The organism is Shewanella pealeana ATCC 700345 (genome assembly GCF_000018285.1).
GTDB classification, from domain to species: domain Bacteria; phylum Pseudomonadota; class Gammaproteobacteria; order Enterobacterales; family Shewanellaceae; genus Shewanella; species Shewanella pealeana.
Genome location: NC_009901.1, coordinates 3,920,537 through 3,935,261 on the forward strand (window position 1 = coordinate 3,920,537; position 14,725 = coordinate 3,935,261).

The following is a 14,725-nucleotide window of genomic DNA, read 5'->3' on the forward strand; positions in this document are numbered from 1 at the left end:
TTATGCCAAGAGCATACGCCACCAAATTCCTGGCAAGCTAGTAAAGCCACTCGTGTAATAAGCCAGCTCACCATCTTTTATCACTAACAGCGTGGGCGTTAACTGCATTGACCACTGCTGTGATATTTCTCCGCGAGGGTCATTCACCACGGCAAAGTCATACCCTTTATGCTGTAAGTATTTACGCACTTTCTCATCCGTTCCCGAGTTCATCGCGACGGTAATAACCGGATATTGGCTGGCGGCGATATCGACCGATGGACTAACAAAACTACATACCGGGCACCAAGACCCCCAAAAATACAGCAACACAGGTTGCTTGTGGCTCATAGCTAATAAATCAACCTTGTCACCTTGCACCGTCGTTGCTTGAATATTGGGTAGCTGATCTGTAGAAATATCTCGACTGCGCCATACGTCCAGCGCAGCAGAGAACACAGTTAACACCACCAGCATAAACAACAGTTGCTTGAGCCAACCAAATAACCTTCGTCCAAAAGATTGATGCTTAACTGCAATTTTGTCTCTCGAATTCGGCTTATCAGGCCTTTGGCTATCCGTGCTCATCTTGTGCCTCCAATGCCTGCTCGACTTGCTGCTTTAGCTGTGAAAATGGCACCAAGCCCACAATAATGTTCTCTCCAATCACCATACTCGGTGTGCCACCTAATCTTAATCCCCTCATTAATTCAAGGTTATCTGAAATCGCTGGAGATATGCTTGCGTCAGCCTGACTCAACCATTGACTGGTATTTGTCATCGCTGCGACTTTAGCTATTGTTTGACTATCTAAACGACGTGGTGACGCCATTAACATCTCTTTTAATTTTAAATACTTATCAGGCTCATTCATCCAAACCCTTTGTGCAAAATCGACCGCCTCAACAGAGCTTTGTCCCTGTAATGGTACCATTTTTACTATGACTTTAAGCTGTGGATATTCAGCCATAAGCTTATCTAACTCAGGCTCCAGTTTCTTGCAGTAGGGGCAGTTAAAGTCGGTAAAGTAAACCATGGTGATTTGTGGCGTTTCTGCACCTTTCCACGGGTCGTCGGCTTGATGAAACAGAGCTGAGCGATTGGCATTTATCATCTCCTTCATAGTTGGCGCACTCACCCACATAGGGTTAACCCTTGAGCCTTCAGCTTTCACATTTTGACTGATGATCAACATCGCACAATAAAACGCAAATGCGGCTATGGTCGATATAAAGAGTCCTGCTTGAAACTTACTTTTAAAAATTGGCTGCTTAGGGCCTAGATAATTGTGTGTTTTATGAGTCTTCATTCTTTTCACTTAGGCTTTCTCTTAAAATGTTCTCTTAGCGCTGCCAATAGCAGCGCTCTTAACTATTTCTTTAACACTTACATTTGGCGCTATTAGCTTCGTATTTAGCGCTTGCAAGTGTTAATTTGGATTAGAACCTTACCGAGGCCACATTGATAGCATCGATAACATCGCTGGCAGACAAGATCACTGGCAGTGCAATCCCCTCTGGCGCATTCGGGCCGTAAACCACGTTAAAGGGCACACCAAAGCGGTTATGGCTCTGTAAATACTCGGTTATTGGCTTCGATGGTTTAGTCCACTCCCCCTCCATCAACACGATATTGTCAGCCTTTAATTCGCTGTATACCGGATCTTGTAAGATCACCCCAACCTTGTTGGCTTTACAGGTAATACACCAATCGGCAGTCACATCGACAAATACGGTCTTGCCTGCCGCAACTTGTCTCGCGATTTCAGGCTCATTCAACATATGCCATTCTAAGTCGGTTGGTAACGGCTGCGCCCACCTGTTAGATGTAGAAAATGCCCCAACGGCTATCACCATAATTCCGACGCTGACACTGGCGATAACAGCAGCTTTTCCTTGAACTTTGGCCATCAACACTAAAAACAACAGTACTAAAGTGCCAGCCGCAATCCACAAGTAAGCAGCCGGTATAAAGTTGGCTAACAGACTAAGTAGCCACAGACTAGTCAGTACCAAGAGGCCGGAGAACACCACTTTAACCACACTCATCCAGCGGCCCGGTTTAGGGAAATAACGCGCAACTTGAGGAAACGCAGCCACTAGCAACCAAGGTAACGCCATGCCTAGCGCTAAGGCGCTAAAGATAACAAATAGACTCAATACGTCAGCGCCAAGGGCGAAGGCCACCGCAGTACCAAGAAATGGTGCGCTGCACGGCGTCGCAAGTAAGGTCGCAAACATGCCTTGCAAGAAATGTCCGCGGTGATCATTACCGCCAGTGGTTGCCAACTTAGTTTGCAAACTCGATGGTAAGTTAATCTCAAACGCGCCCAACATATTGATGGCAAATATCGCGGTAACTACCGCCATAAAACCAATAAACCAAGGGTTTTGGAACTGTACCCCCCAACCTATCGCCTGCCCGGTAAATTTAAGGATTAAGATAAATCCTGCAAGCAACCAAAATGACACTAAAATCCCCAAGGCAGAGGCGATAAACTGCTGGCGGATTTGCTTAACTTGTAGATTTGGCGCCGCTATCACTGAACTTAATTTCATGCCTAGAACCGGTAACACGCAGGGCATGACATTTAAAATCAGGCCACCTAATAGCGCGATAACTAGCATGCTCAGTAGCGAATGGCCGCTAGCTTGAATGGTGATGCCGCTAACGTTTGCAACAAACTCTAATGCCTGCTCTTTATCCATCACCGTAAGGTTTAACGACTTACCAATGAGCTCAGGCTCACCTAGCCAGCTTGTTGCATCAAAGATAGCTCGTAGCTTTTGCTGGCCGCTATCGGTGTCATAACGCTCGAACCGCACAAACTTAAAGGTGGTATCAGGCTCACCATCGATAATAAATTTTGGCATGCTCCAACCAGTATCATCCATCTCCACTTGCAGTTGCTGCGCTTTTACATCCCAACCAAGCGTGACATCTTCTCGCTGCAATTTAACCGGTACTTTAGACACGGCTTTGTTGTAGGCAAACATGGCGTCAACATCAGCATTTAATGCAGTGGGGTCGATATCTAGGTTAAGCTCATAATCTGTTAATACACACACATTAGTGCATGACGACAGGGTAAATTTACCCTGTAAATGAGTGGGCTTATTTGTATCATCGAGTTGCAGCTGCATAGGAAAAGCAGCCTCATGGTGATAACCAAAGGTTTGTAGACCAAGTAGCGAGAATTGCTCAGGTGCAGGCCAGTCCCAATCGACTTGGTTTAAGTTGCTTGAGCCACTCCAGTCGATACTCGGCGCAATGCCGCCCTCACCAGGGCTACGCCAATAGGTTTTCCACTCACCATCGAGCTCAACTTCCAGCACCCCAGGCACTGTGTTACTGGCCTTATCGACCTCCCCCGTGAGCATAAACCTCACTTTTACTGGCGGGTGATTAGGGTTCTCTAGCCAGCCTGTTGACTGGGCAAATACCGGATTAGCTAATGCTAATAAACACACCAGAATAATCTGTTTTAATATTTTCACTTTTCTTTCTCCGCAAAAACGGCTCGCCACCAATCCAGCACTTTTAAGCTATTGGCTTAGCGATTAATAAACGGTTTATGTTAGGGGTTAGGCCCAATTTCGATAACGGCAATATAGCGATATAACAGCCTAATACCAATTGGCCTAAAACAAGCAAATTCAAGTAGCTGGGTACTAGCTATTAATACCTATCAGTATAAAAGCTAGTGCAGTTGTTTTTATTCTTGGAAGCGGCACAGAGAAAGGTGGATACGCCTAGGCCTTGGCAGTACGGGGACATTCAGCGCCCCTTGTAGCACACGTGAGGCAATTGGGATAAGCGGAAAGATAAACAGCAACACCAATAACGGCATAATAGGTGGCTCGTCGAGGCACACTCTTAACGACTTTTCGGATAACTCACACTGCTTAAACTCTGAATCTTTAGCTTGGCTAACACTCAGCCCGCTAATATTGGCCTCACCAATGCTTGTGGCACTATTGCTTGCCTCGCTGGTGAGTTCAGCCGCACTTATGCTCGCATAGGTAGGTGAGCTGACATTTAGCTGCTCGAAAATCTGCAATACGCCACTATTTTGCGCCAAGCAAAATAAGACTAATATGGCAAAAACCATAACAGTCCAATACTTGTTTGTTTTACTAAAGCGCAAATGCGAGATAAATGACTCCGGTTCATCGTCAAAATAGAGGCTGACAACCACTATCGTAATTGTGGTATCAGCTAAGGTATTCACAGACTAAGACCGGACTTTTGTAAAAATAGTTCATCACCTAAGTCAATTATATTTCAACCGTTGAAAAAAAAAGCAAAACAAGCAAATAAAACAACCAGCCGATATCAATCGACTGGCTGTATCTCGTAATGGCATTCATTACGCTAAAAGACTGTGCTACAAATTTAGCTCAGTGTACGTCTTAAAATTTTCGTTGCCGCGACAAGGTTAACCAAGGCTGGCTCAACTTCATCCCAGGTGCGGGTCTTCAGGCCACAATCCGGATTTACCCAAAGTTGCTCTACAGGTACCTTTTGCGCTGCCTTCTGCATCAAGCTAACAATCTCATCGACCGTTGGCGTATTCGGTGAATGAATATCGTAAACACCCGGACCAATTTCATTCGGATAATTAAAATCTTCAAATGCATTTAACAGCTCCATTCTTGAACGGGATGTCTCTATGGTAATCACATCGGCGTCCATCGCCGCAATTGCCGCTATGGTTTCGTTAAATTCGCTGTAGCACATATGAGTGTGGATCTGCGTTTCGTTTGTCACGCCTGCTGCACTTAATTTAAAGGCATTAACCGCCCAGTTAAGGTAATGCTGCCAATCGCTCTTCTTCAGCGGCAGCCCTTCACGAAATGCTGGCTCATCAATTTGAATGATGCCTATCCCCGCATTCTGCAGCTCGACCACTTCATCTCGAATGGCTAGACCAATTTGGGTCGCGATCTGCTCGCGACTGATATCTTCACGGGCAAACGACCAATGCAAAATGGTAACAGGACCTGTCAGCATGCCTTTAACGGGTTTGTCGGTGAGGCTCTGAGCAAATTCAGCCCACTGCACCGTCATTGCCGCAGGACGTGACACATCACCATAGATTAGCGGCGGCTTAACGCAGCGCGAACCATAACTTTGTACCCAACCAAACTGCGTAAAACCCACACCATCGAGCTGTTCGCCGAAGTATTCCACCATGTCATTGCGCTCTGCTTCACCATGAACCAGTACATCGATACCAAGCTTTAGCTGACGCTCAACGGTGTCGCGAGTCACTTGTCGAAGCTGGTCGTTATATTGCTCAAGGCTTATCTCCCCTTTACGCCAGCGGCTACGCAGGCCACGAATGGCTAGTGTTTGCGGGAAACTACCGATAGTCGTGGTAGGCAGTAACGGTAGCCTAAATTTCTGTCTTTGCGCCGCCTGCCTAACAGCAAACAGATCGTCACGCTCATAGTCCTGCTCTGTTAAAGCCGTGACTCTGGCTATCACCTGTTGATTGGCCGCTTCGGCGCGAGCACTGCGTCTTGAGCGACACTCCACGACAATGGCTTTAGCCTCAACCGAATCAGCATCATTTAATAATATTTTCAACTTACTCAGCTCTGTCAGCTTCTGTTTTGCAAATGAAAGCTGCTGTTTAAGCACAGGTGACAACGCTGTTTCGACTTCGAGATCGACTGGACTATGAAGTAGAGAGCACGATGGCGCTAACCATAAACGTTGCTTGAGATCGCGAGCCACACTGCTTAGCTGCGCTGCAATATTATCTAGATCTGCCGCCCACACATTACGACCATTAATCACACCGGCAGACAAGACTTGCTCTTGGCCTAAGGTGGCGACAAATGTGCTTAACTGCTGTGGCGCCGTGACTAAATCAAGGTGTAAACCTGCAACAGGAAGCTTAGACACCAACGAGTGCTGATGAGCAATACTGCCGTAGTAGCTGGCTAATAATACCTTCAAGTCGCCCTCGGTTAATGCCGTATAGGTTTGACTTATCGCTGCTTGCCAATCACTTTCAAGCTCCAACGCTAGCACCGGCTCATCGAGCTGGATCCATTCAACGCCTTGGCTGTTAAAGCGAGTCAGTATTTTTTGATATGTTTCTAAAAGCTGTGGCAATAAACTTAATCTATCAAAATCTGAGCCCACCGATTTAGACAGATATAGAAATGATACCGGCCCAAGAATAACCGGCTTAGCTTGATAGCCAAGGGCTTGTACTTCGCTCACTTCTTCAAACAGCTGATCATAGCCAATTTCGAAAGTTTGATCCGCTGTCAACTCAGGCACAATATAGTGGTAGTTAGTGTTAAAAAACTTGGTCATTTCAGCTGCTGGCGCATCATTACCTGTTGGTGCTCTACCACGTCCGACTCGGAATAGTGTGTCGATATCTATGCCTGCATCTCCACGGTGCCGTTCAGGAATTGCCCCTAAAGTTGCACTCAATGTTAATACTTGATCATAAAAAGCAAAATCACCAACAGGTAATAATTTCACCCCAGCATCTGCCTGCCACTGCCAGTGTGACTTACGCAAATCTCTCGATATATCAGTTAATTGAGATTGTTCAATTTCACCACGCCAATACTTCTCTAAGGCAAACTTTAATTCACGAAAACGACCAATGCGTGGAAAACCCAAACTATTTAATTGCATATTGTATACCTTTTGATGTTAAGATGAGGAAAATTCAGAGTTAACGCCCGTCTGAATTTCATATAACTAAACATAACAATGGGCGTCTGGACGTCTAGAAGTTTATTGTGTTAGCCTATGTATTCGCAATCGAAACGAATTCAAGCGCAACATGAGCGAATTTCATGTGAGGATAAAATGATAGAGCTTAGACATTTACGTACGCTAGTTGCCCTAAAGGAAAGCGGCAGCCTTGCTGGGGCAGCAAAAAAACGCTTCGTCACTCAGTCAGCACTCTCGCATCAGATCAAGGAATTAGAGACTCGTATTAACTCTGCTATTTTTGTACGCAAGAGTAAGCCGCTCTCTTTCACACAAGAAGGCGCGAGATTACTCAACCTTGCTGAAGATATTCTACCTAAGGTGATCGAAACGGAGTTTGATCTCAAAAAGGGCCTAGAAGATGGAGATAATCACTTAGGTGTTGGCATCGAATGTCACAGCTGTTTCCGCTGGTTAATGCCTGTGATGGAAGAGTTCAGAAAGCAATATCCGCAAGCCGAACTCGATTTATCCAGCCGTCATCTGTTCGACTCGTTGAACGCACTAGAGCAAGGTGATCTGGATGTTGTACTGAGCTCAGATCCTGTGCCTGGTCAGTCAATTGCTTATCAGCATCTGTTTGATTTCGAAGTTAGATTAGTGGTGGCCAGTGATCACCCTCTAGCTCAGCAAGAATATGTCACACCGAAACAGTTAGAGAATTTACCGATTTTAAGCTACCCGGTAGCACTCGAACGCTTAGATATATACCGCCACTTTTTAGAGCCGGCAGGCATTCAACCCGGTCCACAAGTAAAGTGTGATTTAACCATGATGCTGTTACAGCGAATTGCCTGTAAAGATGGTGTTGCCGCTTTGCCAAGCTGGTCGATAAGTGAGGCGCACGGCCTAAGTCTTACCAGTGTAAAACTGGGCCCTGAAGGGCTAAAGCGTCCACTTTTTGGGGCGTATCGTCGCAACGGCGCTAATGCTCGTTTAGCGCAACATTGGTTAGAGCTAGTGGCTAAAGAAGGTTTGGCAAAACAGAAGCTCAATTAAGTCTGAGTTAGTTAACAAAAAGCCTGCATACTGCAGGCTTTTTTGGTTTGCTATATTGGGTTAAGCAATAAGTTTCTCTTTGTTAATACCCGCCTTAATACTAGGCCTGGAGAATTAACATTGTGTGTCTTTCGTAAATTATGAGCAATCATAAACTCGCCGCTAAGATCATCATCTAGTCCTAATGACTCAAAAGCTTCTAGGGTCAGTGCTTGCTGCTGCTCCTCAATCACGGACTTAAGTAAGCTTAACGGGTAAGGCTCTGTGCGTTCCGAATTTAAGTAGGCAAATGCGGTCAGTGCGATAATGTCACCAAACACACTAAACAGTGCCAATGTTTGTACTTCATCAGGATTAATTTGCACACTATCCATTTGATATAACTGATCAACAGCATCTACTGCAATCGCTTCAGTCATTGCCCAGTAACCGTGAATGAGTTTCTTGTACGGTTCATTGAGCTCGTCTAAACGCTCTTTCAGATAGAAAGTAAAAGCATAGCGATAAATGTTAACTTGGCCCAAGCGCACTAAGGCGTCTTTTAAGGAACGATTCTTACTCGACTGAGCTGTGGCGTGATCTGCGCTGCTACTGCGCCATAGCAGGTGAGCAGATAACGCAGGATCAGACGAAACGATATCAATGACATTGCGAATATCACCGTCTGCAATAATAGCCTTTTTCAATGGGATTAAAATCCCTCGACGACCTATTACCTGCTCTTCATTGCTGATAATGGCACGTACTTGAGTAAATACTTGCTGCTCAAGATCTGTCATGTGAAACGTTAAACCTTATTCTTCTAATAATTATCGCTAACTAGTTTATACAGCTGGGTGGCCATCTATAAGTAGCTCGATTATATGTGCATTTATTTCAGGTAAATTAACCCATAATATGGCGTCAAAGGTCAAGCCATATAATACCAATCAGTGTAAGAATTTGCTCTACTCAGAGCATTTTTGGCAAACTAATTCAAGGCGAATAGTTGAAAGAATGGCTATTCCCTTATGAAGCTGTTCAACGCAGAAGTAGGCAGCCAAAAACGCTCCAGAATGGCGAGTTTTAGCGCTCATGATGCTGTGACTCTTAAGGAACAAGAGGCTGCTTAACCGTAGAACAACTATGCTCTTCACTCGTTGCCTTGCCTCATAATCGCTAAACTCTCGCTGAGCGAGCAAATCTTTATACCGATTGGTATAAACCATTACCTTAACAAGTTTCGCCTATTTACGGTGTATTAATTTACTCAAGCTGAAGAAATCTGTGATTGAACTAGCAATCCGCAAGCAGACTGAGGCCTTTAATTTAACTCTGAGCCATTTCGCGTAGCAATAATCCATCAACATCTACATCAACCTTTATTATATCGCCTGATAAATCGCCTCAGCCAGCGCTGTGTAGCCCTCGTCGTTTAGATGTATGGCATCAGACTTTTTACTCGGAGTTCTCAATAGGCTACTCAAGGTATCTTCTACTAAAACCAGCTCATATTGCTCGGCTAATTCCGCATAAATAGGCGATGGTGACAGGAATAAGCTCTTTTGCGGCACGGCCACCAGCAGAACCGGGATCTGCTTAGCCTGTGCTATCTCGATCATCTGCGCTAAGTTAGCTTTGGTCGTTGCCAATGGCTGATTACGAAGAAAGTCATTCCCGCCCTCTAATAAAATTAACAACTCAGGATCATGATGAGCCAATAGCTGAGCTAAGCGTTTCTTACCACCCGATGTAGTCTCTCCTGACACCCCGGCATTAATCACCTCAAAGCCGCTTATCCCTGCAAGTTGACTCGGGTAATCTTGGCCCTTACTCGCACCGACGCCATAGGTCAGGCTATCACCAAAGGCTAGCACCCGCGCGTTTTCGGACAAGACTGGAATACTGGCACCAGAGCAAGCTTGCAATAACAGCAATGACAGTATGATGAGAGATCGGCCAAATGGCCTCAGTATCGACAAGTGTTTCATTGGTACGCCTACTTATGAGTTTGCCAATTTATAACATAAAAAAGCCAGACACAATGTCTGGCTTTCTTCCTATAACAATAGTATTAGCTATAGGTAATTAAAACGCTTGGTAGCTAACGCTGAAGAATAACTCTCTTCCAGGGCTAAAGTAGTTCTGATCTGAGATAATCTCTTCATCAAACAGGTTGTTCGCCTTTAAGCGTAGGCTCCATGCATCATCAATCTGGAAACCCAAACTCAAATCGAGCTTATGATAGGCATCTAAGTACTGCTCATAGCCAGCATAACGCTTACCTTGATAATGATAGTTAGCAAGTAGATCAAACTGCTGCCAAGTGTAGCTCAGTAAATAGTTGAACTCATTCTCACTGCGACCGATAAGTTGTTCATCAGTTTGCTTGTTTTCTGCATTTAGGTAGGTGTAACCCAGCTGATGTTCTAGCCCTAACAGTTGATAATTTGCCGAAAGCTCTACACCTGTGATCTTAGCTTCATTGATGTTCGCAGGCTTCCAGATATCCCAACCAAAATCATCTTGCTCACCAGTTGGTGCCCAGGCAATAAGGTTATCAATCTTATTCTGGAACACACTGATATAGGCGCGAAGATCTTGATTATTAAAATGCAGCGTCAGCTCATAACTCTCTGCCGTTTCTGAGATCAAGTCAGAGTTACCAGAGTCAGGCCAGTATAGATCGTTAAAGGTTGGCGCCTTAAAAGCCGTGCCCGTGGTCGCTGCTATTCGCCATTGTTCATTAAACTGATAGGCTAAACTGGCATTATAGGAAGTTTCGCTATCGATATTTTCCACATCATCGTAGCGTACAGCCACTTCGGCTAGCAACTTGCTCCATTGCTTCTGGATTAATGCGTATGCGCCGAAAAGGTCTCGCTCGTCTTGGGCGTAGTCGCCTCTGACCTGCTCTCTTGACCAGTCAATACCGCCGGTAATAGTCAGATCATCTGCCGCTAAATACTGATTGCTCCAGTTAACTTGATCGCGCTTAGTTTCAAACTCTGCAATGGCAACACTCGCATCATCACCGCGGAAATTTTCATTTGAATCTTGTGATTGACTCACGGCTAACTTGCTAGTGAACTGCTCACGACTGTACTGGGTAGCAAGACTCCAAAGATAGTTTTCATAATCTGACTCATCGGCCGAACCTGAGGCGTAGATGTCATCGTATTGGGTATTGCCCTTATCGTACTGGCCATTCCAAAGTGCTTGCCAGTTTTGATTAATTTGCTGCGACCCTTTCAATGAAAGCGCATTACGCTTGTAACCGTCGTCATCGTTCTCGACTTCGGCGCCATTATATACATCATAGCCGTCAGACTGTTCATGGTTAACGGCAAGTGTGGTGTTTCCGTCGCCATGATTCATGCCTGCGCCAAATGAGCCTCGAACATAGTCATTGCTGCCATATTCGGCACCAGCAAACCACTCGCCACCTTTAAGCTCACGGGTAAATATTTGAATAACGCCGCCTATAGCATCGCTGCCCCATACAGACGCCCGCGGACCTTTAAGCACTTCTATACGCTCGATGTTCTCAGGAGATAGGGTATTAAAACTGACAGTACCTAAGGTTGCAGAGCCAACCTTTACGCCGTCAACTAGCACTAGAACATGATTTGAATTACTACCGCGAACACTAATAGAAGTAGCCTGACCCGCACCACCATTGCGAGATACACTGACGCCAGGAAGCGTTTCTAGTACATCGGCAACCGATTTAGGGTTAAGACGCGCGATTTCTTCACGCTCAATCGTATTGATAACTGTCAGTTGCTGATCTACCGTTCTGTCAAAACGTGATCCTGTTACAGTAATCGTTTCATCGATTGTCGCTGAGCTTGCTCCGAGATCTTCGGCGGTCGCTGTGAATGCAGTAAAGCTGATAAGACTGCTAATTAGCAGTGCAATTTTAGAGGGTTGTGTTCCCATTTACCTTTGACTCCTAAAGGAAAACGGGGCAAAAACGTCACGGTGATACGAGCAATAAATGGCAAGTGCTATTGTTTGTTTTGCTCGTTAATTGCCGCATTTCGAGATCTGCCCGCCGAAATCATCGAAATCACTTTGTTGGCCGGTCTCCGGACTTAGGTTCAGTGTTAGAAACTAACACGCGAATACAAGCTTTAAACGCCTATCCATTAAGGCGCGCTCGTCTCTCACCATTCACCGTTGCGGGGGCAGTGCCAGAATTTAACTGACTTCCCGATTATCCCTAATACCAAATAGGTATATGTTACAGCTGTAACTTAAGGCACCAATAAAGTTGACTAAAATAGTATTTTTTCTAATAGCATGCTTTTTAATAGCATGATGCTTATCGCTCAAGAGTAAAAAAACGTCACTTTTGAGAGTGCGCGCATTATAGACGTCTATACGGTTAAATGTCTAACTTAACTAGATTTTAAAGCGCTATTTTAGACGAAGAATATTCACCCACCGAATAACATTAGTATATTTACTTTAAATATCAGCTTGATAAGGCTTGGTTGTATAAGTCGATTAATGCCTTAATACAGACTTAAAGGTGTAATGCTCGACAGGAACTCTTGGTGATTGTGGGCTTGGATTGGCGGATTTTGCTTAGTAAAAGCCTCACCTCGAATCGATTTATGAATTAAATACAGATCCTGCTTTCCCCTTACGACAATGTAATGCCCTATTTCTCCTTGAGTCACAACTTTATTCGTTCCAATCGCTGCTGCCGACTTAAGGTGAGAGTTAGGTATTACAGTACAGCCTATTATTGCACTTGCTGTTTCATGGTTATTGAGCGGCTCACTCGGTAAACTTTCAAGCACAGTCTCGCCTTGGCAACGTTCAAAATATACCGCCGCCATCGTCTCTAAAAATGCCTGTGGGCTCACGTCCTGCGCCACATCTTTAAAGCCCTGTACACACAGCATAGATGACCAAGTATGTAACGCTTCAGATGCGGGAACAAACTCAGCAGAGTACATAGTACCTTGCTGCTGTGTATAGGCTAACTTCCAATCTAGTGGCAAGTTAAAGTTAAGGGTTTGGCTAAATATCGCTAACTTTTTAGGGGCTTTAGCGACTTGCGTCTCAGCTGAACCCGCGCTTACCCAAAAAGACGGAATAGCTAAAAAAATTGCGCTCAGCATACCCGTCGCTACGCGAGGAAAGTATGAACTCATACCTATACAAACCTTGTTGATGGTAGTTTCTGGGCAGTATTCTATCTGGGCATATGTAAAAGTGGTACTTAAATAATTAATTTTTGTTAAATCCTGTCGCACATTTAGTTAACCCAGGCGAACTTTTAGCCCCTTATTTAACAATGACTTATATTGCCACGCCTAACCTAGATTAAAAAACACACTAAAAATCACTTGCACAAACTGATTACATTTGTAATCTTAATTGAAATTACAAACGTAATCGAAGAGAAAGCAATGAAAGAGATCAGTAATGCAGAGTTGTGCGTACTCAATGTCCTGTGGCAATCCTCACCTATCAGTGCCAGTGATGTCATAGGTGAACTTTCTCGCACCCATGACTGGCACCAGAAAACCGTAAAAACATTACTCAACCGCCTAGTAAAGAAGCAAGCCATTGGCTTTGAAAAACAGGGGCGCTCCTACCTTTATAGTCCGCTAATCAGGCAGAGTGAGTATCAACTCAAGGAGAGTGAGTCTTTTATCGAACGGTTATTTTCAGGACGAATCGCGCCCTTGGTCGCAGGATTTGCTAAGCAGAATAAGCTCAGCGCGGAGGATGTCGACGAGCTACAACAGCTGATAGACACGTGGAAAAAGGATAACAAGTCATGATGCTATGGATGGCGCAGCAGACCCTTTTACTCTCATTAGTATGTGGCGGCTTACTCTTGAGTCACCGTTTATTGCAGCAACACCTTGGCGCCCACAGAACCTATCATTTGTGGCTAGCCATTCCCGCTCTGCTCATCAGCTCAGCCATAATGGTAATGCTTCCCTCTCCTCTTAGTGCAGTGCAAGCCAACCAACTTGCTCACTACAGCGTGATGGCGGGCAAGGCAATCTCTGCCGTACAAACCACAGATTATGCGAACTTATTACTGCTTACATGGTTAGTTGGCGTAGGAATTATGTTCATCCTACTACTATTACAAGCCATAGGGTTGAAACGGATATTGCGTACAGCAATCCCCCTTGAGCATCAAGATGCAGCGCTGCCAACACTGCAACACCCTAGTGTGCAGTCGCCCATGCTGGTCGGTATTAGCAATGCAAAAATCTTACTTCCAACTAGTTTTAATCGCTTGTCGGATGATGAGCGGCAGTCAATTATCGCTCATGAACAATACCACCATCAGCGCCGAGACCTAATCAGCAATCTACTCGCCTACTTAACCCTAACGGTTTTCTGGTTCAATCCTCTATGCTGGCTGGCTTACCGACGCTTTAGAGACGATCAAGAGTTGTCTTGCGATGCCCATGTCACCCGAGCGTTAAGCAAGCAACAAAAAATCAGTTATAGCCAAGTGCTATTAGCCTACTCCCAGCAAGCTCATCACGGCCTGCTACACACTCACTATGGAAATAAAAACATACTCAAGGAGCGAATAATGCAAATGAAAACCTCTCAGAAAGGACAAAGTGGCTTAGCCATTATAGGCCTCACTATCTGCCTCGGACTAAGTGGCCTACTACTGAACCAACAGGTACAGGCTGGTGCGCACGAGCATAATGAGGTTCATCCCTTAACCCGTGTTGAACCTAAATATCCAATTTCGGCAGTCGAGGCTCACCAGAGCGGCTTTGTGAAGCTTAAGTTTGATATCAGCCCTAGCGGCGCAGTAAGTAATGTCAGCGTGATTAAGTCATCGCCAGAAGCTGTATTTGATAAGTCAGCAGTTACCGCACTTGAGCAATGGCGCTATAAAGAGTCAACCAAGGGATTCAAAGGCGCAAAAGTGCAGCTCGATTTTATGATTGAGCCACCGGCAACCGATGTTGAGCGCATTAAAGTGACGCCTTAAGCTAGAGTAAAAGATGAAAGCTAGTAC

At 45.0% G+C, this 14,725-nt stretch carries 12 protein-coding genes and 1 riboswitch; of the genes, 3 read left to right on the forward strand and 9 right to left on the reverse strand.

Annotated features, from left to right (window positions below; genetic code table 11):
* The 5 genes from SPEA_RS16905 to metE all read right to left on the reverse strand — a co-directional run bounded on the left by SPEA_RS16905 (position 1) and on the right by metE (position 6,645).
* Positions 1 to 567: a protein disulfide oxidoreductase gene (locus SPEA_RS16905; protein WP_012156415.1), complete on the reverse strand. Its 567-nt coding sequence runs from the start codon at positions 565 to 567 to the stop codon at positions 1 to 3.
* Complete coding sequence (locus SPEA_RS16910; RefSeq protein ID WP_012156416.1) at positions 554 to 1,288, reverse strand: DsbA family protein; 735 nt, start codon at positions 1,286 to 1,288, stop codon at positions 554 to 556. Before SPEA_RS16910 ends, SPEA_RS16905 begins: the two co-directional genes overlap by 14 nt.
* A gap of 130 nt (positions 1,289 to 1,418) precedes the next feature.
* The gene (locus tag SPEA_RS16915) at positions 1,419 to 3,476 is read right to left on the reverse strand and encodes a protein-disulfide reductase DsbD family protein (protein WP_012156417.1); all 2,058 of its coding nucleotides are present in this window, start codon (positions 3,474 to 3,476) and stop codon (positions 1,419 to 1,421) included.
* Between the two features lie 218 nt (positions 3,477 to 3,694).
* Positions 3,695 to 4,210, reverse strand: a complete 516-nt coding sequence (locus SPEA_RS16920) for a hypothetical protein (protein WP_223296519.1) — start codon at positions 4,208 to 4,210, stop codon at positions 3,695 to 3,697.
* A gap of 164 nt (positions 4,211 to 4,374) precedes the next feature.
* A complete protein-coding gene (gene metE / locus SPEA_RS16925; protein WP_012156419.1) occupies positions 4,375 to 6,645 on the reverse strand; it encodes a 5-methyltetrahydropteroyltriglutamate--homocysteine S-methyltransferase in 2,271 nt (756 codons plus the stop codon).
* 177 nt (positions 6,646 to 6,822) lie between these two features.
* Here metE and SPEA_RS16930 point away from each other — a divergent pair, with 177 nt between their 5' ends.
* Positions 6,823 to 7,725 (forward strand): LysR family transcriptional regulator, encoded by a 903-nt coding sequence (locus tag SPEA_RS16930; protein ID WP_012156420.1) that lies wholly within the window; start codon positions 6,823 to 6,825, stop codon positions 7,723 to 7,725.
* A 50-nt stretch (positions 7,726 to 7,775) separates the two neighbouring features.
* On the opposite strand, the gene SPEA_RS16935 is transcribed toward SPEA_RS16930, so the two are convergent.
* The 4 genes from SPEA_RS16935 to SPEA_RS16950 form a co-directional block, all read right to left on the reverse strand.
* On the reverse strand, positions 7,776 to 8,504 hold the full coding sequence (locus tag SPEA_RS16935) for an HDOD domain-containing protein (RefSeq protein ID WP_012156421.1): 729 nt from the start codon (positions 8,502 to 8,504) through the stop codon (positions 7,776 to 7,778).
* Positions 8,505 to 9,089: 585 nt separating this feature from the next.
* Positions 9,090 to 9,695 carry an arylesterase gene (locus tag SPEA_RS16940; RefSeq protein ID WP_012156422.1) on the reverse strand — a complete coding sequence of 202 codons (606 nt, stop codon included), beginning with the start codon at positions 9,693 to 9,695 and terminating at the stop codon, positions 9,090 to 9,092.
* Positions 9,696 to 9,792: 97 nt separating this feature from the next.
* Positions 9,793 to 11,646 carry a TonB-dependent receptor domain-containing protein gene (locus SPEA_RS16945; protein WP_012156423.1) on the reverse strand — a complete coding sequence of 618 codons (1,854 nt, stop codon included), beginning with the start codon at positions 11,644 to 11,646 and terminating at the stop codon, positions 9,793 to 9,795.
* A 123-nt stretch (positions 11,647 to 11,769) separates the two neighbouring features.
* A riboswitch (cobalamin riboswitch) is annotated at positions 11,770 to 11,991 on the reverse strand.
* A 233-nt stretch (positions 11,992 to 12,224) separates the two neighbouring features.
* Positions 12,225 to 12,872 carry a hypothetical protein gene (locus SPEA_RS16950; protein WP_012156424.1) on the reverse strand — a complete coding sequence of 216 codons (648 nt, stop codon included), beginning with the start codon at positions 12,870 to 12,872 and terminating at the stop codon, positions 12,225 to 12,227.
* A 258-nt stretch (positions 12,873 to 13,130) separates the two neighbouring features.
* Here SPEA_RS16950 and SPEA_RS16955 point away from each other — a divergent pair, with 258 nt between their 5' ends.
* Both SPEA_RS16955 and SPEA_RS16960 read left to right on the forward strand, forming a co-directional pair.
* Positions 13,131 to 13,508, forward strand: coding sequence for a BlaI/MecI/CopY family transcriptional regulator (locus tag SPEA_RS16955; protein WP_012156425.1), 378 nt, complete (start codon positions 13,131 to 13,133; stop codon positions 13,506 to 13,508).
* Complete coding sequence (locus SPEA_RS16960) at positions 13,505 to 14,698, forward strand: M56 family metallopeptidase (RefSeq protein WP_012156426.1); 1,194 nt, start codon at positions 13,505 to 13,507, stop codon at positions 14,696 to 14,698. The genes SPEA_RS16955 and SPEA_RS16960 overlap by 4 nt, the downstream gene beginning before the upstream one ends.
* Positions 14,699 to 14,725: the final 27 nt, after the last annotated feature.